The organism is Jeotgalibaca sp. A127, assembly GCF_052266745.1.
Taxonomy (GTDB): Bacteria; Bacillota; Bacilli; order Lactobacillales; family Aerococcaceae; genus Jeotgalibaca.
In genome coordinates this window covers 1-24,493 of sequence record NZ_JBQPRC010000003.1, presented here as the reverse complement: position 1 = coordinate 24,493, position 24,493 = coordinate 1, and the positions used below count along the sequence as shown (strand labels likewise).

23 protein-coding genes and 1 pseudogene are annotated in these 24,493 nt (G+C 40.9%); 18 read left to right on the top strand and 6 right to left on the bottom strand.

Annotated features, from left to right (window positions below):
* The first annotated feature begins 5 nt into the window (after positions 1-5).
* The 9 genes from gcvH to ACTVAI_RS04150 all read left to right on the top strand — a co-directional run bounded on the left by gcvH (position 6) and on the right by ACTVAI_RS04150 (position 8,848).
* The gene (gene gcvH, locus ACTVAI_RS04190) at positions 6-395 is read left to right on the top strand and encodes a glycine cleavage system protein GcvH (RefSeq protein WP_443472882.1); all 390 of its coding nucleotides are present in this window, start codon (positions 6-8) and stop codon (positions 393-395) included.
* Positions 395-1,747 carry an aminomethyl-transferring glycine dehydrogenase subunit GcvPA gene (gene gcvPA / locus ACTVAI_RS04185; RefSeq protein ID WP_443472883.1) on the top strand — a complete coding sequence of 451 codons (1,353 nt, stop codon included), beginning with the start codon at positions 395-397 and terminating at the stop codon, positions 1,745-1,747. Before gcvH ends, gcvPA begins: the two co-directional genes overlap by 1 nt.
* A complete protein-coding gene (gcvPB, locus tag ACTVAI_RS04180) occupies positions 1,744-3,189 on the top strand; it encodes an aminomethyl-transferring glycine dehydrogenase subunit GcvPB (RefSeq protein WP_443485953.1) in 1,446 nt (481 codons plus the stop codon). Before gcvPA ends, gcvPB begins: the two co-directional genes overlap by 4 nt.
* Before the next feature lie 137 nt (positions 3,190-3,326).
* Positions 3,327-4,010 (top strand): hydrolase, encoded by a 684-nt coding sequence (locus ACTVAI_RS04175; RefSeq protein WP_443472885.1) that lies wholly within the window; start codon positions 3,327-3,329, stop codon positions 4,008-4,010.
* A gap of 18 nt (positions 4,011-4,028) precedes the next feature.
* On the top strand, positions 4,029-4,385 hold the full coding sequence (locus tag ACTVAI_RS04170) for an iron chaperone (protein WP_443472886.1): 357 nt from the start codon (positions 4,029-4,031) through the stop codon (positions 4,383-4,385).
* A 41-nt stretch (positions 4,386-4,426) separates the two neighbouring features.
* Positions 4,427-4,807 carry an SMU1112c/YaeR family gloxylase I-like metalloprotein gene (gene gloA2 / locus ACTVAI_RS04165; RefSeq protein ID WP_443472887.1) on the top strand — a complete coding sequence of 127 codons (381 nt, stop codon included), beginning with the start codon at positions 4,427-4,429 and terminating at the stop codon, positions 4,805-4,807.
* A gap of 140 nt (positions 4,808-4,947) precedes the next feature.
* Complete coding sequence (gene glpK, locus ACTVAI_RS04160) at positions 4,948-6,462, top strand: glycerol kinase GlpK (protein ID WP_443485952.1); 1,515 nt, start codon at positions 4,948-4,950, stop codon at positions 6,460-6,462.
* Positions 6,462-8,114, top strand: coding sequence for an FAD-dependent oxidoreductase (locus tag ACTVAI_RS04155; protein ID WP_443472889.1), 1,653 nt, complete (start codon positions 6,462-6,464; stop codon positions 8,112-8,114). The genes glpK and ACTVAI_RS04155 overlap by 1 nt, the downstream gene beginning before the upstream one ends.
* A gap of 14 nt (positions 8,115-8,128) precedes the next feature.
* On the top strand, positions 8,129-8,848 hold the full coding sequence (locus tag ACTVAI_RS04150; RefSeq protein WP_443472890.1) for an MIP/aquaporin family protein: 720 nt from the start codon (positions 8,129-8,131) through the stop codon (positions 8,846-8,848).
* 54 nt (positions 8,849-8,902) lie between these two features.
* Here the strand turns inward: ACTVAI_RS04150 and dhaM are convergent, their stop codons facing one another.
* From dhaM to dhaK, 3 genes are read right to left on the bottom strand one after another with little or no spacing between them, the layout of a single operon-like run.
* On the bottom strand, positions 8,903-9,277 hold the full coding sequence (gene dhaM / locus ACTVAI_RS04145; RefSeq protein ID WP_443472891.1) for a dihydroxyacetone kinase phosphoryl donor subunit DhaM: 375 nt from the start codon (positions 9,275-9,277) through the stop codon (positions 8,903-8,905).
* Positions 9,270-9,857: a dihydroxyacetone kinase subunit DhaL gene (dhaL, locus tag ACTVAI_RS04140; protein WP_443485951.1), complete on the bottom strand. Its 588-nt coding sequence runs from the start codon at positions 9,855-9,857 to the stop codon at positions 9,270-9,272. Before dhaL ends, dhaM begins: the two co-directional genes overlap by 8 nt.
* Positions 9,858-9,868: 11 nt before the next feature.
* Positions 9,869-10,861, bottom strand: coding sequence for a dihydroxyacetone kinase subunit DhaK (gene dhaK, locus ACTVAI_RS04135; protein WP_443472893.1), 993 nt, complete (start codon positions 10,859-10,861; stop codon positions 9,869-9,871).
* A 179-nt stretch (positions 10,862-11,040) separates the two neighbouring features.
* Between dhaK and ACTVAI_RS04130 the strand changes: the two genes are divergently transcribed.
* From ACTVAI_RS04130 to gorA, 4 genes are read left to right on the top strand one after another with little or no spacing between them, the layout of a single operon-like run.
* Positions 11,041-11,607 (top strand): chromate transporter, encoded by a 567-nt coding sequence (locus ACTVAI_RS04130; protein WP_443472894.1) that lies wholly within the window; start codon positions 11,041-11,043, stop codon positions 11,605-11,607.
* Between the two features lies 1 nt (position 11,608).
* Positions 11,609-12,178 carry a chromate transporter gene (locus ACTVAI_RS04125; RefSeq protein ID WP_443472895.1) on the top strand — a complete coding sequence of 190 codons (570 nt, stop codon included), beginning with the start codon at positions 11,609-11,611 and terminating at the stop codon, positions 12,176-12,178.
* Positions 12,179-12,188: 10 nt separating this feature from the next.
* A complete protein-coding gene (locus ACTVAI_RS04120; protein ID WP_443472896.1) occupies positions 12,189-12,722 on the top strand; it encodes a dihydrolipoamide dehydrogenase in 534 nt (177 codons plus the stop codon).
* 11 nt (positions 12,723-12,733) lie between these two features.
* On the top strand, positions 12,734-14,083 hold the full coding sequence (gene gorA, locus ACTVAI_RS04115; protein ID WP_443472897.1) for a glutathione-disulfide reductase: 1,350 nt from the start codon (positions 12,734-12,736) through the stop codon (positions 14,081-14,083).
* Between the two features lie 135 nt (positions 14,084-14,218).
* Here gorA and ACTVAI_RS04110 read toward each other — a convergent pair whose 3' ends face one another.
* The gene (locus tag ACTVAI_RS04110; RefSeq protein ID WP_443485950.1) at positions 14,219-14,860 is read right to left on the bottom strand and encodes a fasciclin domain-containing protein; all 642 of its coding nucleotides are present in this window, start codon (positions 14,858-14,860) and stop codon (positions 14,219-14,221) included.
* Between the two features lie 117 nt (positions 14,861-14,977).
* On the opposite strand from ACTVAI_RS04110, the gene srtB reads away from it, so the two are divergent.
* Positions 14,978-15,742, top strand: a complete 765-nt coding sequence (srtB, locus tag ACTVAI_RS04105) for a class B sortase (RefSeq protein WP_443485949.1) — start codon at positions 14,978-14,980, stop codon at positions 15,740-15,742.
* 176 nt (positions 15,743-15,918) lie between these two features.
* Here the strand turns inward: srtB and ACTVAI_RS04100 are convergent, their stop codons facing one another.
* Positions 15,919-18,582 (bottom strand): cation-translocating P-type ATPase, encoded by a 2,664-nt coding sequence (locus ACTVAI_RS04100; protein ID WP_443473129.1) that lies wholly within the window; start codon positions 18,580-18,582, stop codon positions 15,919-15,921.
* Positions 18,583-18,857: 275 nt separating this feature from the next.
* Positions 18,858-20,321, bottom strand: a complete 1,464-nt coding sequence (locus ACTVAI_RS04095; RefSeq protein ID WP_443485948.1) for an NCS2 family permease — start codon at positions 20,319-20,321, stop codon at positions 18,858-18,860.
* Between the two features lie 237 nt (positions 20,322-20,558).
* Between ACTVAI_RS04095 and ACTVAI_RS04090 the strand changes: the two genes are divergently transcribed.
* From ACTVAI_RS04090 to tnpA, 4 genes and pseudogenes are all read left to right on the top strand, one after another.
* Positions 20,559-21,299, top strand: coding sequence for a metallophosphoesterase family protein (locus ACTVAI_RS04090; protein WP_443485947.1), 741 nt, complete (start codon positions 20,559-20,561; stop codon positions 21,297-21,299).
* 17 nt (positions 21,300-21,316) lie between these two features.
* A complete protein-coding gene (locus ACTVAI_RS04085; protein WP_443472901.1) occupies positions 21,317-23,479 on the top strand; it encodes a Tex family protein in 2,163 nt (720 codons plus the stop codon).
* 62 nt (positions 23,480-23,541) lie between these two features.
* The gene (locus ACTVAI_RS04080; RefSeq protein ID WP_443472902.1) at positions 23,542-24,060 is read left to right on the top strand and encodes a type 1 glutamine amidotransferase domain-containing protein; all 519 of its coding nucleotides are present in this window, start codon (positions 23,542-23,544) and stop codon (positions 24,058-24,060) included.
* Between the two features lie 170 nt (positions 24,061-24,230).
* A pseudogene (tnpA, locus tag ACTVAI_RS04075) lies at positions 24,231-24,493 on the top strand (IS200/IS605 family transposase); the annotation flags it as partial.

The following is a 24,493-nucleotide window of genomic DNA, read 5'->3' as shown; positions in this document are numbered from 1 at the left end:
TGGAGATGGCAGAAACAAAAACATATTTCACAGAAGAACATGAATGGGTAAAGGTGGTTGAAGGTAATACTGTTCGTATTGGTATTACAGAGCATGCTCAGGAACAACTGGGAGACATCGTTTTTATTGATTTTGTTTCAGAGTTAGGTGAAGTATCAAAAGGTGATGATATTGTTACCGTAGAATCTGTAAAATCCGTTTCTGATGTGTATGCACCAGTATCAGGAGTCATTACGAAACAAAATGATGTCTTGAACGATGCACCAGAAACAGTAAACGAATCTGCAACAGACGAGGGCTGGATGATTGAAATGGAACTTTCCGACCTGGCTGAACTAGAAGAATTAATGGATTTAGCAGCATATGAGGCTTTTGTTGCTGAGGAGGAAAATTAATGACTGAAGAGTTCTTCCGTTACTTGCCTGATACCGAACAAGATATCATTGAAATGTTGGAAGAAATTGGTGTCGACACTGTAGCTGACTTGTTTGCTGATATTCCAGATAACATCCGGATGACAGAGGAGCTGCAAATACCTGATGCGATGGCTGAAGGGGAATTGCTCCGACACATGCAACGCCTATCAGGTAAAAATACAACAAGTACGCAAATGCCCATTTTCCTTGGAGCAGGGACATATGACCATGAAATTCCGAGTGTGGTGGATGCAGTCATTTCGCGTTCCGAATTTTTGACAGCCTATACGCCGTATCAACCGGAAGCTAGCCAAGGGGAATTACAGGCCATCTTTGAATTTCAGACCATGATCAGTGAATTAACGGGTATGGAAGTAACCAACTCCTCCCTTTACGACGGTGCAGCATCCTTGGGTGAGGCTGTGGGATTAGCACAAGCGGTAACGCGTAAGAAACGTATTCTCATTTCTGCAGGAGTTCATCCTCATGCGCGAGAAGTTGTGAGAACTGCGTCACCAGGACGTGGAAATGAAATCGTCGAAATTGCACTCGAAAAAGATCTGACAAATCTCGATATTCTTCAAGATGAGCTGGACGAAAATACAGCTGCGGTAGTCGTTCAATATCCAAATTTCTTTGGTACAATTGAAGATTTGGCAGCCATTAAAGCCTTGTTGGAAGGAACCAAAGCGAAACTGATCGTCATGGCCAATCCGCTTGCGCTAGCTTTACTGGAAGCGCCAGGGAATTTAGGAGCAGACATTGTTGTCGGAGATACGCAACCATTTGGCTTACCAATGTCATATGGTGGACCACATTGTGGCTATTTCTCGGTTAATAAAGCGGATATCCGTAAAGTACCGGGCCGTATGGTTGGGGAAACGATTGACCAGGATGGTAAACGTGGTTTTGTATTGACTTTACAAAGTCGTGAACAACATATTCGTCGTGAAAAGGCAACATCCTACATGAGTTCCAATCAAGCCTTGAATGCACTTGCTTCTGCAGTGGCGATGGCATCACTAGGTAAACAAGGTGTTAGGGAAATGGCACAGTTAAATATAAATAAAGCAGGTTATTTAGCTGATCAATTAGTGGCTCATGGCCTCAAGGTATTTAATGAAGGACCGTTCTTCAACGAATTTGTGGTTGAATTGAATGTTACTGCCGAAGAAGCTAATAAACGTTTATTGGATGCAGGTATCATCGGTGGCTACTCGTTGGCAAATGATTACAATCTACCCAACCATCTTCTCGTTTGTGCAACTGAGAAACGGACGAAAGAAGAGATTGACCAGTTTGTAACTGCTTTAGGAGGTGTTTGGGCATGAACGAAGTAAATCCAATTATTTTTGAATTAAGTCGCGAAAACCGAGTGGGCTACAGTTTCCCAAAATCAGATGTTCCTGTAGGAAAGTTACCTGAACATGTCTTGCGTAGAGAACCAGCACGTTTGCCCGAAATTAGTGAGTTGCAGTTAATGCGTCATTATACGCGCCTTTCACAAGACAATTTTGGTATTGAGAATGGATTTTATCCACTGGGCTCCTGTACGATGAAATATAACCCAAAAATTAACGAAGTGACGGCACGATTGGATGGATTTGCCAATATTCATCCCTTCCAACCGCTTGAACATGTGCAAGGTGCTCTGCAATTGATGCATGAATTGCAGGATGATTTGAAAGTCATTACGGGAATGGATGCCGTTTCTTTGCAACCGGCAGCTGGCGCCCATGGTGAGTGGACGGGCTTAATGATGGTACGTGCTTATCATGAGAAAAATGGCGACACGAAACGTACGAAAGTTATCGTACCTGACAGTGCTCACGGAACAAATCCCTCAAGTGCACATATCGCTGGCTATGATGTAATCAGTATTCCTACAAATGCGGAAGGGCTGGTTGATGTAGAGGCTTTAAGAGCAAAAGTGGGGGAAGATACGGCAGCTTTGATGCTTACGAACCCAAGTACGCTTGGGCTGTTTGAAAAAGATATCGTGGCGATTGCTGATATCGTCCATGAAGCAGGGGGCTTGGTTTATTATGACGGAGCGAACCTCAATGCCATCATGGCAAAAACCTCCCCAGGTTTAATGGGCTTTGATATTGTCCACTTGAATCTTCATAAAACGTTCAGTACACCGCATGGTGGCGGGGGGCCTGGAGCTGGTCCGGTTGGAGTGAAAGAACACATTATTCCGTTCCTACCGGTTCCACGGGTAGAAAAAACAGATAAGGGATACACGTTAAACTCCGATTATCCAGAATCTATTGGACGCGTTAAGAATTATTACGGAAACTTTGGGGTTTTGGTCCGCGCCTACACGTATATTCGTACGATGGGACCGATTGGACTACGCAAAGTATCCGAAAGTGCCGTTCTACATGCAAACTATCTGGCAAAACGGCTAAAAACAGCCTATGACTTACCATATAATCAAATATGTAAACATGAGTTCGTATTATCCGGTAAGTTACAAAAGAAACAGGGAGTCCGTACTTTGGATATTGCCAAACGTCTATTGGACTATGGTTTCTATGCACCTACCGTTTATTTCCCATTGATTGTTGAAGAGGCGATGATGATTGAGCCTACCGAAACAGAATCCAAGCAAATGCTGGATGAATTTATTGATGTAATGCTGAAAATCGCTGAAGAAGTAGTTGAAACGCCAGAATTGGTTATTGAAGCACCACACAATAAACCAGTCCGTCGTTTGGATGAAGTGCGAGCCGCAAGACAAATCAAAGTAAATTATTTCGCTGAATAATATCGGCTAAACCACGACGGATTGAGGTTCGTCGTGGTTCTTTTAATGACTATTTTAAATAAAAACTCCAGTTTTTGTAAAACCATCCTATATCTATATAATAAATACAAACGTTAAAGAAGAAAGGGAAGATCCCTATGGCAAGAGAAAAAAAACATATACCCGGTGTTATTTCCAGTTTAAGAAAAGACATCGTCGAAGTTCCAGAAGTTATTACAAAATGTAGTGGAATTAACATCAATGGCCGTAAATTAAAGTCATTTTTATTCACAACGGATATTGCCATTATTTGCAACAATGATGCAGATGCAATTTTAGCTGTTTATTCCTTTACGCCCCATCCTGGTATTATTCAGGCTATTGCGTCTGCTGCGCCAGTACCAGTAGTAGCAGGTGTAGGGGGTGGCTTGACTCATGGTCCTCGTTCAGCAAATATTAGCCTTTTTGCAGAGTCTCTAGGGTCGATTGCGGTTGTTGTGAATGCACCGACACCGATTGCAACCATTAAATTAATTAATGATACAGTCGACGTTCCCGTTATCGCAACCATTGTGTCCGAAGCGAATGATATTCAGTCCCGTCTGGACGCAGGCGCGGATATTTTAAATGTGAGTGGCGGCGCTAATACAGTGAATCTTGTAAAAAAAATCCGGGAAGATTTCCCTAATGTGCCGATAATCGCAACAGGGGGTAAAACGGATGAAGATATCCTCGCGACGATTGAAGCCGGTGCTAATGCAATTTCCTATACACCACCAAGTGTGACAGAGTTATTCAAGAAAAAAATGGATATCTATCGGAACGAAATCAAGGATAAATAAGCGGGAGGAAAGAAACTTATGAAGACTGAGAATGTAGATACGTATATTGCGGGTTTTCCAGCCGATATTCAAGCGATTTTAGAAAAAATTCGGACCATTATTTTGGAAGAAGCACCAAACTCAGTAGAGAAAATAAGTTACCAAATGCCTACCTATTGGCAAGGGGAAAATCTCGTTCACTTTGCGGCGTTCAAGGAACATATTGGACTCTATCCCACTCCAAGTGGTATTCGTTCCTTTGATGAAGAGTTAAAACCTTATAAACACGCAAAGGGTTCAATCCAATTTCCTTTGACTAAACCGATTCCGTATGACCTGATTCGAAAAATCGTGAAGTATCGTTTAGAAGAAGTGAACAAATCAATAAAAGATTAGACTAGAATAATGGTATGTGGATAAGATTGAGGAGAGATAGCATGTTCTTGGAAAAAATACATCACGTGGCAATTATTGCCTCCGACTATGAAAAATCGAAACACTTTTATACACAGATTTTAGAATTACCGATTTTACGCGAAAATTATCGCAAGGAACGCGATTCATATAAGCTAGATTTGCAATTAGGGGATAGTGAAATTGAATTATTCTCTTTTCCGAATCCGCCGGAAAGGCCATCGACACCGGAAGCTGTTGGCTTGCGCCATCTCTGTTTTTACACATCGGATGTTGAGGCTGCTGTCAGAGAGCTTGAGGCTAAAGGGGTTCCTTGCGAACCCATTCGAATAGATGCGTACACAGACAAAAAATTCACATTTTTCCGTGATCCAGATGGCTTACCTTTAGAATTACATGAATAATAAGCGACAGAGACTGAATTTCAGTCTCTTTTTCTATAAGTTTATTTTTAAAAAGCCATTTTAATTTAACTGTGAAAGCGATTACGCTAAAATGAGATTGTAGTATATCTTTACTAATATAGAAGGAGGAAAGAATAGATATGGCAAATTATATATTAGCAATAGATCAAGGTACAACCAGTACGCGGGCAATTCTTTTTGATCATGAGGGTAACCCTAAATGGCAATCCCAACAAGACATTGAGCAATATTTCCCGGAACCTGGCTGGGTGGAACATGATGCCAATGAGATTTGGATCAAGACATTGCAAGTTATTGCGGGCGTAATGATAGAAGGGGGCGTAAAACCTTCCGAACTTGATAGTATCGGAATAACCAACCAACGCGAAACGACGGTTGTGTGGGATAAAGAAACAGGCGAGCCGATTCACAAAGCGATTGTCTGGCAATCAAAGCAAACCTCAGGTATAGCCGATCAACTTATTTCTGATGGTTATAAAGATAAAATATTAAGTAAAACAGGTCTTGTTATTGACTCCTATTTTTCTGCCACAAAAGTGAAATTCATCCTGGATAAAGTTGAGGGATCTAGAGAGAGAGCAAAAAAAGGCGAAATTTTGTTTGGGACAATTGACACATGGCTGTTATGGAAATTAACAGGTGGAAAAGTTCATGCAACTGACTACTCCAATGCCAGTCGAACGATGATGTATAATATTTACGATTTAAAATGGGATGAAGAGATTTTAGAGTTATTGGATATTCCAAGTGAAATGTTACCGGAAGTTCGTTCATCGTCGGAAGTTTATGGAAAATCGATGCCGGAAGTTTTCTTCGATACCGCAGTGCCTGTCGCAGGAATGGCAGGTGACCAACAAGCTGCTCTATTTGGCCAAACGGCTTTTGAAAAAGGGATGGTTAAAAACACCTATGGAACAGGAGCTTTTATTATCATGAATACGGGCGAAGAACCGATTAAATCAGATAACGGTTTATTGACGACTCTGGCTTATGGTATTAATGGTAAAGTCTATTATGCTCTTGAGGGTAGTATCTTCGTGGCTGGTTCAGCTATTCAATGGCTAAGGGACGGTATGAGAATGTTCCGCCAATCACCACAATCAGAAGAGTATGCTACCAAAGTTGATTCAACCGATAATGTATATGTGGTTCCCGCTTTTACGGGATTAGGTGCACCGCACTGGGACCAAGATGTTAGGGGTGCCGTTTTTGGTCTAACCCGGGGGACAACAAAAGAACACTTTATTCGTGCGACACTTGAATCATTGGCTTATCAAACACGGGATGTCCTGGATACGATGGTAGCAGATTCCGGAATTGAGATCCCTATCTTACGAGTCGATGGTGGTGCGGCCATGAATGATTTCTTGATGCAATTCCAGGCTGACATTTTGGATGTAACCATTGAGCGTTCTAAAATAAGTGAAACGACAGCATTGGGTGCTGCCTATTTAGCAGGTCTGGCTACAGGTTTCTGGAAAGACCAAAGCGAGATTAAAAAATATTGGGAGAAAGATGCAACCTTCGAACCGCAGATTTCAGAAGAAAAAAGAGAGGATTTATATGCCGGTTGGAAAAATGCTGTAGAAGCTGCGAAGGTATTCCGTCATAAACCCCGTAAGGAGAATGAATAATGAAACTCTCGGCACATACACGTCTAGATAATCTAAAATACTTACAAGAAAATGAGTTGGATATTCTTGTGATTGGAGGCGGTATAACCGGAGCGGGTATTGCCCTTCATGGTAGTTTAAAAGGCTTGAAAATCGGATTGATTGAAATGCAGGATTTCGCTGCAGGTACATCTAGTCGTTCAACAAAACTCGTCCATGGTGGCTTACGTTATTTGAAAAACTTCGAAGTAGAGCTGGTAGCAAATGTGGCGCGTGAACGGGCGATTATTCATCATAATGCACCGCATATCGTACAGCCTCGAAAGATGTTATTACCTGTTTATGAGGAGCCAGGCGCCTCCTTCAATGATTTTTCAGCCGAAATAGTTCTTGATTTATATGATAAACTCGGTGAAGTGACGGATGATTGGCGTCATTCCTTCATTTCTAAGGAAAAAGTTTTGGAAGATGCACCTGGTCTCAGAAAAGAAGGGTTACTCAAAGGTGGTCTTTATTTGGACTACTTAAATGACGATGCACGTTTGACGATTAGTATATTGAAATCCGCACATTATAACGGGGCAAAAATAGCAAACTACGTAAAAGCAGTCGGGTTTATTTATGGTGATGATAAACAAATCAAAGGAATCAAGGCAGTGGATCAATTAACTGAAGAAGCGTTTTCCATCCATGCAAAAATTGTGGTGAATGCTACAGGGCCTTGGTCTGATGAAACACGAAATATGCAAAAATCCAGACAGACTGATCGGATGCTCCCGACAAAAGGGGTACACTTTGTTGTAGACGGTAATCGTCTTCCAGTCAGACGTACGATTTATACCGATTCTGGCTTAGAAGATAATCGGATGATTTTTATCATTCCAAGAAAAGGTAAAACCTATTTCGGTACGACCGATACACCATATAAAGGTGACCTCCTGGAACCGAAAGTTACCCAAGAAGACGTCGATTATTTACTGGAAGCAATTAATTTTCGCTTTCCAGATGCACATTTAACCATAGATGATATTGAAACTGCGTGGTCTGGACTACGTCCATTAATACAGCCAGAAGGTGCCAAAAGTCCATCGGAAATTTCGCGTGAACATGAGATTTTTGTTTCAGAAGAAGGGCTTGTGACCATCGGAGGCGGAAAGTTAACGGATTACCGCCTCATGGCAGAAGACACTTTTGTGGTAATCGATGCGTTACTGGATGATGCTGTTCCTGAAGTTGATTCAGAAAGAGTCCATTTGTCAGGTGGAGAAATTAAAGAAGGGCATTCGTTCGAAGAATATCGTCTACCAGCTGTTAGAATAGGGCAAGCAGCAGGTTTAAGTGAAAGAGATGCAGTTGATTTAGTGAACTGGTATGGAACAGATGCTGAAAAAGTATTCAGCGGTATGGAAAAAATAAAAAATAGTCGCTTACCGGTTAAAGATGCTTTGTCTTTGCAGTATGCGATGGAATACGAAATGACTCTCACTTTGGAAGATTATTTTCTCAGAAGAGTTGATACCTTGCTATTTGAATTTGACCGCATGAGAGTGTTAGTGACTCCTGCGTTAGAACAGATGACAGCTTTCTATCAATGGGATGAGGAGAAACAGCAGACAGAAAAGGAAAAAGTTCTCTTGGCAATCGAGCAAGCCCATTTAACGGAATTGAGATGAGGAGTGTAATATAAATGGACGCAACATTCATTCAAGAACTTTTAGGTGAATTTATCGGAACAGCCATTCTGGTTTTACTGGGGGATGGTGTTGTTGCAGGAGATGTATTGAAAAAAACCAAATCTAATGGAACCGGCTGGGTTCTCATCACATTTGGTTGGGGACTCGCTGTTACAATTGCCGTCTTTTCCTCAGGATTCCTTTCTCCAGCACACCTTAATCCTGCCGTAACCTTAGGGATGGCAATTACCGGAAATACGCCATGGTCATCAGTGATTCCTTATGTTCTTGCCCAAGTGGCGGGAGGATTTATCGGAGCAACATTGGTTTGGATTCATTATAGACCACATTTTGCTGAAACTGATGACTCTGGCTTGATACTGGCGGTGTTCTCCACTGGTCCAGCAATCAGAGATACTGTCTCTAATTTGATTAGTGAAATTATCGGAACCATGATGTTAGTATTTGGGTTATTGTCTTTTGGTCGCGCAACTTTTGCTGATAGTTTGAATCCTTTGGTAGTTGGGTTGTTAATTGTTTCAATCGGAATGTCTTTAGGGGGAACGACAGGTTATGCAATCAACCCAGCCCGAGATCTCGGCCCACGTATTGCGCATCAAATCTTGCCTATTGCCAACAAAGGTGATTCAGATTGGGGTTATTCATGGGTACCCGTAGTAGGACCATTAGTGGGTGGAGCACTGGCTGCTATTTTGTATATGTTGATACCTTAAGCGAAAGAAAACAAGAAAAAGCCTCGTACCGCGTACGAGGCTTTTTCTCATCCGCTATTTAATGATTAAGGGTGTGAGTTGCTCATTAATGGCACTTAAGTCCACATCCACCTGGACTAAAGATGCAGCTGTATAAGCCCCCTCAATAAAAGCTGTTTCGTTTAAGATTACTTCTTTTTCAGTCATTTCCATGGCCAATTCCAAATTCATTTTTGCACTGCCTAAATCATAGAAAGCTAGAATCGTTGATTCTTCAAAGGACGCAATTCCTGCTGAAATTCGTTCAAAACTCGTGCCAATTTCACCCTCATCTGTACCACCGACTGCCACTATGGTAACATCTGCAGCGATTTGATCTAAAAGCATGGCCAAGCCTTCCGCAATTTCCTTTACGTGAGAAATAAGTAAAATACCATAATTTTTACTCATCCAATACACCTGCTTTTAGTAAAGCTTCAAAGAGATAAACGCTCGATTGCGCACCTGGGTCTAGATGTCCAATTGAACGATCACCCAGATAAGAAGCTCTTCCTTTCGTTGCTTTGATGTCTTTTGTTTTTTCTAATGCATCTTGTAGTAAGGGGACAGTTAATTCACCCGACTGGATTGCTTCAGTGGCAGGTGACCATACATCTACCATCGTTTTTTCTCCCACATCCGCTTTACCACGTTTCTGAATGCCTTCAAGTCCTGCATTAAATATTTCAGTCAAATTATCGCTTTCTTTAGCGACCTTAGCCATATTTATAAAAGCTGAGCCATATAGAGGTCCCGATGCACCGCCTACTTTGCTGACAAGGGTCATGCCAACATCTTTGAATAAGTCAGCAGGATTGTCGTAGTTTGATTCCGCTAATTTTTCTTTAATGGCACTGACACCTCGGTTCATGTTGCTACCATGATCGCCGTCACCGATTGCGGTATCGAGATCATTGAGTATGTTTTTATTGTCTGCTACTTTTTCAATAAATAGATACATCCACTGGGTCATTTTATCAATCTTAGTCATCTTTTTCCTCCTTACCAAGAAATCGTTTCGACGGGACTGTTTAAATATTCTAACCATTTTGAATTTGTAAGCTTAATTAGTGTCAAGGATAGGCCTTCCATATCGATAGAAGTCATATAGTCGCCAACTTTTCGGAATGATAGCGTCAATCCTTCTTGGTCTTGGAGTAACTGTCTCACATCATTCATAAATACAAATTGCTCCATCAAAGGCGTTCCACCCATGCCATTAACCAGTACAGCAAATTCATCACCTTTGTTCCATTGATATTCTTTTTTTAATTTTTCGACTAACTCTTTCGCTAGGTCTTTCGAAGGCTGTATTTTTTCTCGTCGATAACCTGGCTCACCATGAATGCCGACACCAAACTCTATTTCATCATCACCAATTTCGAAGCCTGGTTTTCCTACCTCTGGGTTGGTTGCAGGCGATAGCGCAACACCGATTGATTTGATTTGGGGAATCAACTCATCGGCTAATGATTTGATTTCAGAAAGAGACAATCCTTCTTCGGCTGCGGCCCCCAAAATCTTGTGTACTAAAACAGTTCCCGCGATGCCCCGTTTTCCAGCTGTATAAGTACTGTTTTCAACCGCAATATCATCATCAACGATAACAAAATCAACCGCTATATCTTCGATTTCCGCAAGTTCTTTTGCCATATCAAAATTCATGACATCCCCGGAATAGTTCTTGATAATCATAAAAACGCCGTTACCTTCGTCACTTGCTTTTATTCCTTCTAAAACCTGATCCGGTGTCGGAGACGTAAAGACTTGGCCTGCTACCGCTGCGGATAACATCCCTTTGCCAACGAAACCAGCATGAGAAGGTTCATGACCGCTACCGCCTCCACTGACTAACCCGACTTTCCCGTTAGGTGGGAACTTTCTATGGATAACGGTTGTACCCGGCACACGCTCTACGATAGATTCATAGGCAAATACAAGTCCATCCAGCATTTCGTTGACGACTTGTTCTGGCTGGTTAATAATTTTCTTCATTTTTATTCCTCCCAAAACTATTTTTCGTATTATTTACAGTATAAATTATTTAGAATTGGATAGACAATGAAAACACTTACCTGTAGCTTTGGAGTCGAATTGGTTTCCTTTTTTTCCTTTCGCATTCCAAGTCTGTTAAAATAGTTGATAGGAATAAAAAAGTTTGTTGGAGGATAAGAATGGAAAAACATGAGGGGAAAATGGCAACGTACTGGACACTCGTTAAATCAACATTTATATTAAGTGCTTTTACGGTTGGCGGTGGCTATGTTATTGTTCCATTGATGCAAAAGAAATTTGTAGAGGAATTAGGGTGGATTGATTCCGAAGAAATGTTGGACTTAGTGGCTTTGGGTCAATCAATGCCGGGTGCTTTAGCAGTCAATACTTCTATTTTAATCGGCTATCGAATTGCGGGTATCCTAGGAGCATTAGTTACGTTACTTGGAACGGTTAGTCCACCGCTAATTATAATTACGATTGTATCTTATTTTTATATGTCATTCCGTGATAATGCTATCGTGGATGCTTTAATGTTAGGCATGCAGGTAGGTGTTGTGGCGGTTATTTTAAATGTTGTTTATAACATGGTTAAAGATGTAGCAAAACGTAAGGACGTCATTAATATCCTTATTTTGATTGGCGCATTTATTGCTGCCTTTGTATTTGATACGAATGTTATTGCAATTATATTTGTCGCAGGATTGCTTGGGTTTATTAATAACCGCATGAAAGGAGGCGCATAAGATGATTTTTATTGAATTATTTTGGGCCTTTTTCAAAATTGGGTTGTTTACCATAGGCGGCGGCTATGCTTCTTTACCTTTGATAGAAAATGAGATAGTAAGTGCAAAAGCCTGGATAACTATACAGGAATATACAGATATTGTTACTATTTCCCAGATTACACCCGGTCCGATTGCCATCAACTCGGCTACTTTTGTCGGAACCAAGGTGGGTGGCTTTCCAGGAGCTGTTACAGCTACCTTAGGCGTCGTGGCCCCCTCTGTAATCATTGCTCTGATTCTGGCAAAAATGTATTATAAATACCGAAATGTTGATACTATGCAAGGAATTCTTGCCGGTTTACGCCCAGCCGTAGTTGCTTTGATAGGATCTGCGGGAGCCACATTATTGGTGGCAGCGTTATTTCAAACAGAAGGCATTCAGATGGGGAATTTCAATATTAATTTAATCGCAATTTTAATGCTGGTCATTGCTTTTGTTGCGTTGCGTAAATATAAAGTAGACGCCATGCTAGTCATCTTCATATGCGGTATCACAACAGTTCTGTTATCCTTTATAGGAATAATGTAGGGGGAATTTGATGGGCCAATTACCGACAAAATGGACAGGTTTACCGCCTGCACGATTCATGAAATATAAAGGGTGGATAAACCGGAATAAACCTGGTATTTGTGGAACTTACTGTGCTTCAGTTCTACTGCATGATGCAATTTATCAGAAAACAAAAAAATCACTTCCAAAACAAGTGCTACTAGATGGGATGAAGGCAGTTGTGGATGATTTGTTACCTTACCGTGGCACTTTTTTTTGGGATCTTGCCCATGGTTTAAGGCGCATGCTTAGCCATACCAAAATTTGGCATGTGCGTATGGGGATTTTGAATGAAAGAATTATTCCCCGAATTTTAGGCAGTGATAATCCGCGACCCGTTATAGTCGGCACTACCAAATACTTAAATAGTAACTATAATAATCACTGGTTGGTTGTTTATGGTTATGGTTATAATGAAAAAGGAAAGCTGTATTTTCGTGGTTATGATAATCACGGTCGTTATAAAGCGATCGTTCCAGCTTCGCAGACAATCTGTTGTGTGTGGCTGGATGAACGTGAATAGGAGGAATATAAGTGAGAGAATTTGATTTTATTGCAATTGGTGGGGGAAGTGGTGGTATAGCTACGATGAACCGCGCTGCTGAGTATGGGGCAAAAACAGCTGTTATTGAAAACAATTTATTAGGTGGAACATGTGTTAATATTGGTTGCGTCCCCAAAAAAATCATGTGGTATGCGGCTGAAGTTAAAGATGCAATTATGAAATATGGTCCTGATTACGGATTTACAAGTAGTCATACGGAATTTGATTTCCAAACCCTCTTAAAAAACCGGGAAGCCTACATTGACCGTTCAAGGAATAGTTACCAATCAGGCTTTGAAAGACGAGGAGTAGAAGTGATTGAGGGCTATGCGAAGTTTGTGGACAGCCATACTGTTGAAGTGAACGGTGAACATATTCGCGCAAAGCATATTTTAATAGCTACGGGCGCAAGGCCCGTGTACCCGGATATACCTGGAAAAGAACTAGGGGAGACTTCTGATGATTTCTTTGCTTGGGAAGAGTTACCTAAAAAAGTAGCAGTAGTCGGTGCTGGTTATATTGCGGTTGAATTGGCGGGAGTAATGCAAACCTTGGGAGTAGACGTCCATTTGTTCACACGCTACGAGGGTCCATTGCGTTTGTATGATGAGGCAATCGTAAATGTCCTGGTTGAGGAAATGAAGAAGAATGGCCCGAGCTTACATACGTTTTCTGTTCCGAAAGAAGTTACTAAGAATTCTGATGGAACTTTAAAGTTGAGTTTTGAAAACGGCAATGCAGATAATTTTGATAAAATCATTTGGGCAGTTGGTAGAGAAGCAAATGTTGATGGAATTAATCTCGATGTGGCTGGTGTTCGTGTTAATCAAGCAGGTTTCATCCAAGTTGATGGTTACCAGAATACAAGCGCAGAAAATATTTATGCAGTGGGGGATGCGACTGGGAATAAGATGCTGACCCCGGTAGCTATCGCTGCAGGGAGAAGGTTATCCGAGCGTCTGTTCAATAATAAACCGAATGAGAAGTTGAATTATGACAATATTCCAACCGTTATATTTAGTCATCCGCCAATTGGTACGGTGGGTCTAAGTGAAGAAGAGGCAATTGCAAAACATGGCGAAGAGAATATACGAACCTATACCTCAACTTTCGGATCGATGTATACGGCTGTAACTGCTCATCGTCAAACTGTAAAAATGAAACTCGTTTGCCAAGGGCCAGATGAAAAAGTAATCGGGTTACACGGAATTGGTTTTGGAGTTGATGAGATGATCCAGGGATTTGCAGTGGCGATAAAAATGGGGGCCACTAAGGAAGATTTCGACAATACGGTGGCCATTCATCCGACAGGTGCGGAAGAATTTGTTACCATGCGCTAACCGTTATATCAAAAAAACAACCATCTTTTTGTACCCGTTTAAAAAAATAAAGCAGCCTTGAAGGTATGTCCTTCAAGGCTGCTTTTTTAAGGTTTTTTGGACTAGAAATGTCCAGAAATTTTGTTTATTTTAAGTTTAAACAGCTTTTTTCTTAAAGACAACCAACAAAAGCATTGCTCCGGTTATCAAGATTGAGACAAGCAGAAGGCTGTTCCCCTCAATACCGGTATCCGCAACCGCTTCGGTTTCCAAATCAACCTCCTGTAAAGTGAAGTTAGAAGGAACCAAGATAGTATCGATGACATGGATAACCCCGTTGCTAGCTTCGATATCAGTGGTTGTGATGTTAGAGTCATTGACCATTGGTGTTCCGGTCAAGTCGAAAGTTAGTTCTTCTTCATTCAGTGTTGCGGCGGTCATGCCATCAGATAAATCAGCAGCTAGAACTTTACCGGAAACAACATGGTAGGTAAGAACTTTAGCTAAATCTGGTTGGGCCAGAAGTTCTTCGGCAGTAATGTCCAGTTCGCCTAATAGCTTCTCAAAAGCGGCATTAGTAGGTGCAAAAACAGTGAACGGGCCTTCTCCTTGAAGTGCCTCTACGAGTTCTGCTTTCTGTAGAGCTGAGACAAGGATGCTAAAGTCATCATTGCTGAGGGCAATTTCTACGATATCATCGTCGGTTTCTTCGGCAGCGGCGGTAGTGAACGGTGTGATACTCATCATGAGCGTCAGCATAGCGGCAAGTGACAAGATGTAGCGTAGTACCTTTTTCATTTTGCCAACTCCTTCTTAATAGAGCTTTATTTGTTGTATTCTCTATTATTGCGTTTATAATAACATTAAGGTGAAAGCGCTATCGAGTTTATCGCGTGTGGAGAAGGAGGAAGAGTAATGGGTGAAAATCTGGCTAAATTGATACTTGGATTGTTTCTTTTTGTCCAAATATTAGTCTACGAAAACCAGGAAAGCGAACAGAGAAAAGACGTCCGTATGCCTGTCAAAGAGGAACAAGTCGCTGAAATACCTCTTACAACCGCCTTCCCCTTGGAGGAGAAATCAGAGGAGTTTCCGGTACCTATTATGGAAGAACTGCTTTTTACCGCAAATCCTTCCGCAGAATATTATCGGATTAATCCAGATTATGTTGGATGGTTAACCGTCGATGGAACCATTATTGATTATCCAGTCGTTCGCGGACAAGACAACGACTTCTATCTGGAGCACAATTTCTACCGCGAACCGGATATTCTTGGTGCCATATTTATGGATTATCGCAACATTGGAATGAATTTCGACAGACATACCATTATTTACGGGCACTACACTCAGTATGGTCAAATGTTCCGTGAATTAGAAAATTTCCTCTACGAGGATTTTCTCTTGGATAATCCAGAGTTTACCTTTGAAAATCCACATCAGGAAAGACATTATCGTATCTTCTCTGTTCATGTCGGCCCACCAGATCCCGAATTTGTAAAGGTTCATTTTGAGGGTGATGCTTATAGTAATTATTTGTCCACAATACAGGAACTTTCTTATTATCCCTTGGGAGTTGAAGTGACAGCTGAAGATAACATCATCACACTTGTATCGTGCAATTTTTCGGTGGACGATGGACGATTATTTGTGCATGTAGTTGAAATTGCTGAAGAATAGTAAATTATAAAGGCTCTATAATAAATGGTGTTGGTAGGTATTCTTCTCGGAAATCCCGAAGGGCATTTCCTTCACCAACAACCAGATAAGCAAGAACCATTATAAAAGAGAAAAAATGCTTTAAGCTACAGAAAAAAAGCAGAACGCCGAAGCGTTCTGCTTTTTAGTTTACTTGATTATTTTTTACCCATTCCACGTTGAACAGCTTTAACTAATTCGACAATCGGAACGATTGCGAATGCTGATCCAACAGACACTGCCCATTGTAGGCCAGTCAATTCGGATACACCGAAGAATGTGTTCAAGCCAGGAGTCAAGATAACACCTAGTAACAATACAGCGGATAGGATTGTTGCATATACCAAGGTTTTATTGCTGAATACGCCAACTTGGAAGATAGACTTGTAAACAGACTTAGAGTTATATGCGTGGAACAATTGAATCATACCCAATGTGATAAATGCCATTGTTTCAGCATCCATATGAGCCAAATCACCAGTATGACCCATCATTGGGTTAGTAGAACCCCACCAGTAAACGAATAGAGTGATTGCACCTTCAAGGATACCTTGATAGATAATCGCGCCACCAACACCATTTGAGAAGAAGTTAGAGCTACGTCCACGTGGTTTTTGCTCCATGATATCTTTCTCAGCTTCTTCAAGTCCTAAAGCGATAGCTGGGAATGTATCAGTTACCAAGTTAATCCAAAGAATATGTACAGGTTCCAAGATTGTCCAACCTAGGAATGTAGCAACGAATAGGGAGAATACCTCACCCAAGTTAGCAGATAGCAAGAATTGAACTGCTTTTTGGATGTTAGCAAATACTTTACGTCCTTCTTCAACCGCAACAACGATTGTTTGGAAGTTATCATCAGCAAGAACCATGTCAGAAGCACCCTTAGAAACTTCTGTACCGGTAATACCCATACCAACACCGATGTCAGCTGTCTTCAAGGAAGGAGCATCGTTAACACCGTCACCAGTCATGGAAACAACTTTACCATGATTTTGCCATGCTTTAACAATACGTACTTTATGTTCTGGAGAAACACGAGCATATACAGAATATTTCTCTACATTACGTGCAAACTCTTCATCAGACTGTCCGTTCAATTCAGCACCAGTAAGAACAGCACCTTCTTGTCCTTCTTCAATGATTCCAAGACGAGCAGCGATAGCTTGAGCTGTATCTCTGTGGTCACCAGTAATCATGATAGTACGGATTCCAGCACCTTTAGCAGTTGCAATAGCAGCAGCAGCTTCTGGACGCTCAGGGTCGATCATACCGATCATACCAGCATACGTTAAATCAAACTCAACAGTTTCAGATGACATTGTCGCTGGAACTGTATCAACGAATTTGTAAGCCATAGCAAGAACACGCAATGCTTGAACAGCTAGGCCAGTGTTTGCTTTAAGGATTTCTTCGCGAATAGCGTCTGTCATTGGTTGAATTTCGCCATTCAAGTCAACTGTAGTAGTACGTTTCAATAATTCATCAGGTGCACCTTTTGTAGCGATTAGGTAACGACCATCAGCCAATTGGTGAATAGTAGACATCAATTTACGGTCTGATTCGAAAGGAACTTCAGCAACGCGTGGTTCTTTAGCAAGGTCTGCTTTAAGATCCATACCTTTATCAATACCATATTGAACCATAGCTGTTTCAGTTGGGTCACCGATTAGGTTACCATCACTACTGATTTCAGTATCGTTAGCAAAGTTCATGATTTTCATAACTGGTATATCTAATGCGATAGCTTCATCAGCATCGTGGATTTTACCGTTGTAGAAAACTTTTTCAACAGTCATTTGGTTCATTGTTAATGTACCCGTTTTATCAGAACAGATTACTTCAGTACCACCCAAAGTTTCAACTGCAGGCAATTTACGAACCAAAGCATTTCTCTTAGCCATTTTTTGTGTACCAAGAGCCAAAATGATTGTTGTGATAGCTGGCAGACCTTCAGGAATAGCAGCAACAGCAACAGAGATAGAAGTAAGTAGCATTTCCAACCATGGACGGCCGTTTAACAAACCAACGACGAACATAATTGCAGCAATTACTAAAATCAAAACAGTTAGAGATTTACCAAGTTGATCTTGGTTTTCTTGTAGAGGTGTTTTAGTTTCTTCTGCATTAGCCAACATGTTTGCGATGTGACCAACTTCAGTGTTCATACCAGTTCCCACAACAACACCAGCAGCACGTCCGTAAGTTACGTTTGTACTTGAGAATGTCATGTTTAAGCGGTCACCGATACCAGCGTCAGCATCAACTTCAACTAGCTCTTTTTCTACAGGAACAGATTCACCTGTCAAAGCAGCTTCTTCGATTTTTAGAGAGTTGGATTCAATCAAACGCATGTCAGCAGGGACAACGTCACCAGCTTCAAGCAATACAATATCACCAGGTACGATTTCATCACTACGTACAGTAACTACTTCGCCATCACGTTTAACACGTGCCATAGGAGAAGCCATTTGTCTCAAGGCAGCAATCGCTTCTTCAGCTTTTGCTTCTTGATAAACACCAAGAGCAGCATTTAATACAACAACCATAAGAATAATAAAGGCATCAGAAATTTCCCCTAAAACACCGGAGATTAAAGCAGCTGCTAAAAGTACAACGATCATGAAGTCCTTGAATTGATCCATGAATTTAGCCAGGAGTGATTTTTGTTCTCCCTCCTCTAAAGCATTAGGACCATATTCCTCGACCCGTTTTTTTGCTTCTGCGCTTGTAAGACCTGCTGCAGACGAATCTAATTTAGATAAGACTGTCTGAATGTCTTGAGCGTAGAAAGCTTCGCGTAATTGTTCTTTTGACACAATTTTTCCCCTCTCTTAATTGCATTATTCGTGCAAGATATGAAAAAAGACTCATGCAAACAGGCAAACCTCTTGAAAGAAAGTTTTCCTCATGCATAAGTCTCACTATTTAAGATAACACCAGCAGAATCGTGAAACTTACCCTACTTATTGTTGATGCTACCACAGCCGGAGCTGCTAGTTACTCCCCTATGGAGATATTCGTATCTAACACATACTAGATTATATAGGTTATTTTAAGTGTTTTCAAGCTATAATCCAAAAAATGTTAAATTATCCTAAATAAACGCCATAATAACGTAGTTAACCAAGAATAGTGCTGTCGAACCCCATAGGATAGGGTGTATTTCGCGTGTTTTTCCTAAAGTCACTTTTACAATTACAAAGAAGATAAATCCAGCTGCGATACCAGTTGAAATATTGTACGTTAAGCCCATGAATACTGAAGCAAAAAACGCAGGTATAGCTTCTTCCAAGTCAGTCCAGTTGATGTCCTTGAATGAAGACATCATTAATACACCAACGATAATGAGTGAAGGGGCAGTTGCTGCAGCCGGGACAATGCCAATTAAAGGTGCGAAAAACGCACTAACAATGAATAAACCAGCAACAACGACTGCTGTAAGTCCAGTACGGCCGCCAGAACCAATACCGGCAGCACTCTCCACAAAGGTTGTTGTGTTTGAGGTTCCGAATATTGAACCGAAAATTGTGCCGATGGAATCAGCGAATAATGCTTTATCCATTTTAGAAGAAAACCCTTGACCTTCTTCAAGAGCTTTTTCATCATCATATGAGAAAATACCAGAACGACGTCCAGTTCCGATAAACGTTCCAATAGTATCGAATGTATCTGAAAGGCTAAAAGCAAAAATGGTCATCAGTACTAAAGGTAGACGAGATGCATCAGAGAATAGTGAGAGTAAACCTTCACTCCCGAAAGCCGCACCAAATGTTACACCGAGTTCATCAATAGCTGCCCCTAAAGAGTTAGCTGCCATTACTTCAGAAGAGACTTGAACAACGTTCATTGGAATCCCTACTAAAGTTGTCGCAATAATCCCAATCATGATTGCACCACGGACATTCTTTACCATTAAAACAATTGTTAAAATGACACCAAATAAAGCTAGCAATGCATCTGGCTGGGTAAAGTTAACAAGGGCAGGGACGATTCCACCACCTGTAATAACAGTTCCAACGCCACCTTCATATGCCGCTTGAGCAGCATCATAGGGTGCTCCGTTTATTGAAATCATTGAACTTGCGTCAGATGTGAAATGTAACCAACCAGCATTTTTCAAACCGATATAAGCAATAAAAATACCGATTCCGCCACTGATAGCATGTTGAAGAGATTCTGGAATGGATTTAATAATCATTTTTCTGACTCTTGTTACTGTAATCAAGACATTGACTATCCCACAAAGGAATACCATAGCCAATGCTTGTTGCCATGAGAAGCCGAGTTGGAAAACAACTGTAAATGTAAAGAAAGCATTTAATCCCATACCAGGAGCCAAGGCATAAGGAACATTTGCATACAATCCCATAACTAAAGTACTAATTGCTGCAGAAATAATGGTAGCCAGGAAAACTGCTTGGCTGGGCATACCTGATAAAGCTAAAATGCTTGGATTAACAAAAATGATATATGCCATTGCAAAAAATGTAGTAAATCCCGCTAATATTTCAGTTGAAACGGTAGTCCCGTTTTCTTTCAACTTAAAAAACTTGTCCATGATAAAACTCCTTTAATAAAATTTGTTTTGTGCTGAAAGAATAAATGCGTAAAGTTCCTCTATACATAGCACAGAGGTAATTATAGCGGATAAAAGATATGTATACAATATTAAAATATTAACAATAAAATATCATAATTTGATTAATGTTCGGTTTTTTATCCATTTAATTAAAATGCGCCGTACGAATCCCCTAAATGTGGTAAAATGTAACAAGGAAAGACGGGAGGTGTCGATGTGAAAGAGAAATTATTCGTTATAGGTGATTTACATGGTGAATATGAGATGCTCAAAGAATTATTGAAGAAATGGGATAGAAACGACCAACAACTTTTATTTATAGGTGATTTAGCTGATCGCGGTCCCAACTCCAAATCATGTATTGAATTAGTGCAGTATCTCGTTCAAAATGAAGGAGCCATATGTCTAACAGGCAATCACGAGCAGATATTTTTGAATTTTTTGCGTCACCCCGACAGTTATTTCGGAAACTATCTCATTAACGGTGGAGGGAATACTATTTCTTCCCTATTGCCAGATTTGAAACAGAGTCGCGCTACACCAGAGGAAATAGCTGCTCTAGTTAAAGAACACTATCCAAAGCTAAAAAACTTTATTGAAACACTTCCGCTCTATTACGAATGGCATGATTATATCTTTGTGCATGCTGGCGTTGATTTATCTCTTGAAGATTGGAAAAATACCCAGGCATCAGATTTTTACTGGATTCGGGAACCCTTCCATCACGGTTCTAATAAAACCGGAAAAACGATTGTGTTCGGCCATACGCCGACGCCGATACTGCATCAAGACAGTTCAAATTTCAACGTGTGGATGTCAGACAATAAGATTGGCATAGACGGAGGAGCTGTGTACGGAGGCATTCTTCATGGTCTCGTCTTTGATGAGAGTGGTTTAGTGGCACATTATGGTATACAAAAAACAGATGAAACGCTTCAAACGATAAGTTTCAAGTGAAAGGAACTCAAGGTCAAATGGCAGAAAACGAAAAAGTAATTCCTTTATTAAAAAAAGAACTGAAAACATATAAAGGCGGGCAAATAGAAGCAGTATTGAAGTTATTGGCAGATGGCAATACTGTTCCTTTTATAGCGCGTTATCGGAAGGAAATGACTGGTTCTTTGGATGAGGTGCAAATTCGAGAAATCGAAGAACGTCACCACTATCTAACCAATCTGGAAACACGTAAAGAAGAAGTGATTCGAATTATCGAAGAGCAGGGAAAAATGACTCCCGAACTTCTAAAAGAAATTGAATCAGCTGAAAAAATGCAAAAAATTGAAGATTTATACCGTCCTTATAAACAAAAACGTCGAACAAAGGCAGCAATTGCAAAAGAATTAGGATTGGAACCTTTAGCTGAGTGGTTATTGACATTCCCGGTTACGGGCTCAATCTCAACTGAAGCACAAAAGTTTTTATCCCAAGATGTCCCGACAGAAGAAGCGGCCATACAGGGTGCCCATGAAATTATTGCAGAAAAAGTGAGTGATGAACCGATTTTTCGTGAAAAAATTCGTGAATTCACGCGTCGTTTTGGACAAATTGTAAGTACGGTCAAAAACCAAGAAGCAGATGAAAAAGGGATTTTTGAAATGTACTACGAATTTAGCCAAGCCATTAGTTCTGTTCAACCCCACCGCATGCTGGCAATTAACAGAGGGGAAAAAACAGATATTCTTAAAGTGGCTTTTAAGGTAGACACGGATAAAATATATGGCTATCTAGAGTCAAATCTCATCAAAAATAAAAACAGCATCACAGCCTCCTTGGTCAAAGCGGCATATGAAGATAGTTACCAGCGCTTCATCGCCCCCGCCATCGAAAGGGAGATTCGCAATGAATTAACAGAAACTGCTGAAGAGCAAGCCATTTCTGTATTTGGTGAGAACCTTCGTAATTTATTGCTACAGCCGCCAATGAAAGGGAAGGTCGTCATGGGCTTTGATCCAGCTTACCGGACGGGTTGTAAGTTGGCGATTGTTGATGAAACAGGGAAAGTATTGGCGAAAAGCGTCATTTATCCGCATAAACCAGCTTCGCAACAAAAAATGAAAGAAGCTGGTCCTGCATTTAGAAAATTGCTTACAGATTATAATGTAGAAATGGTTGCAATCGGTAACGGTACAGCCAGCCGCGAGTCGGAACTTTTCGTTTCAGAACAAATTAAATTACTGGAGCAAACAATTTATTACGTTATTGTCAATGAAGCAGGTGCGTCTGTTTATTCAGCCAGCGACATTGCGCGCCAGGAATTTCCGGATTTCCAGGTTGAAGAAAGAAGTGCCGTCAGTATTGCGCGTCGTTTGCAAGATCCGTTAGCTGAGTTAGTCAAGATTGATCCGAAATCAGTGGGTGTGGGGCAGTACCAACATGATGTTTCGCAAAAACGTTTAACAGAGAGATTGGACTTTGTCGTTGAAACAGCCGTTAACCAGGTCGGAGTCAATTTGAATACGGCCAGTGCTCCATTACTGCAACACGTCTCCGGTTTAAATAAAACGATTGCCAATAACATTGTTTCCTTCCGTGAAGAAAATGGTGCTTTCACAGGGCGGACCCAACTGAAAAAAGTCCCCCGTTTAGGACCAAAAGCTTTTGAGCAGGCTGCGGGCTTTCTGCGAATTTTGGATGGTAAAAACATTTTGGATAATACCGATATCCACCCGGAAACATATGCAGAAGCTAAAGCAGTTCTGGAATTAGCGGGTCTTACTCTTAAAGAAGTGGGAACGGATAAGGCAAGAGAAGTTTTGGCTAAAATCGATCAAAAAGAAACGATTAATGCGACAGGTTTAGGAAGAGAAACGTTGCATGATATAATCCAAGGACTGACTAAACCAGGCCGTGATTTGCGTGATGATATCTCACAACCTCTTCTTCGCCAAGATGTATTATCTATGGAAGACTTAAAAGAAGGAATGGAATTAGAAGGAACCGTACGGAATGTTGTCGATTTTGGAGCATTTGTTGATATCGGTGTTAAACAGGATGGACTCGTACATATTTCCAAACTAACACATAAATTTGTCAAGCACCCGACTGATGTTGTTGCGGTAGGAGATATTGTCAAAGTTTGGATTGAGTCTGTTGATGTTAAAAAAGGACGAATTGCTCTAACGATGTTAGCCAAATAATTTGTTCCACCTATTGATGTTTGTTAGACTTATACTATCAATAGAAAGGGGATAAATAAGAAATGCCAAAGAAAATTGCTGTACTTGTTACCAATCTATTTGAAGATTCCGAATATACGTCTCCCGTTCAAGCTCTTGAAGAAGCGGGGCATACAACTGTCTCGATCGAACACAAAGCTGGCAATGTTGTCAAAGGAAAAAAAGGCGAAGCTGAAGTCACGATTGATAAAGGGATTGATGAAGTCAATCCAGCCGATTTCGATGCTTTATTAATTCCTGGTGGGTTCTCGCCCGATTCGCTTCGTAAACATGAAAAGTTTTTAGATTTTGTACGCCATTTTGATACCGGGCATAAACCAATCTTTACCATTTGTCATGGTCCACAGTTAATGATAAATGCTGAAGTTGTGAGAGGTAAGAAAATGACATCGGTAAGTCAGGTCGGTATCGATTTGAAAAACGCAGGGGCTATTTGGGAAGATAGCGAGTTAGTTATCGATGAGAGTGGCTTGATTACGAGTCGCACACCCGAAGATTTGCCGGCATTCAATAAAGCGATTGTAAAAGCATTAGAAGAATAAATGAAAGAGTTACGGCAGTCCTGAAATAAGGACTGTCTTTTTTTGATTGTGGGCAGGAAACACGGTCTTTCAAGGCCGTGATGAATGCCCACTTTCTTTTTTATTTTCAATAGATATCGTTACACATGGTAAAAAAATAAGTGATATAATTGGCATATGAATAAAGAAAAAAACTCACACATGGTCGGACTTCTGTTTACAACCTGAACTATCATATCGTTTGGGGAACGAAGTACCGAAACAAAATCCTCCAAGGGGAGGTCGAGGAAACCCTGAAGCGTATCCTCCATGAAATTGCGGCGGAATACGGGTTCGATATTGCCCACCTGGAGGTGGGACTGGACGACCACGTCCATCTGCTGGTCAGCGCTCCGCCCAAATTGTCCGTGACCAATATCGTCCGCTGGCTGAAGGGAATCAGCGCACGGTCACT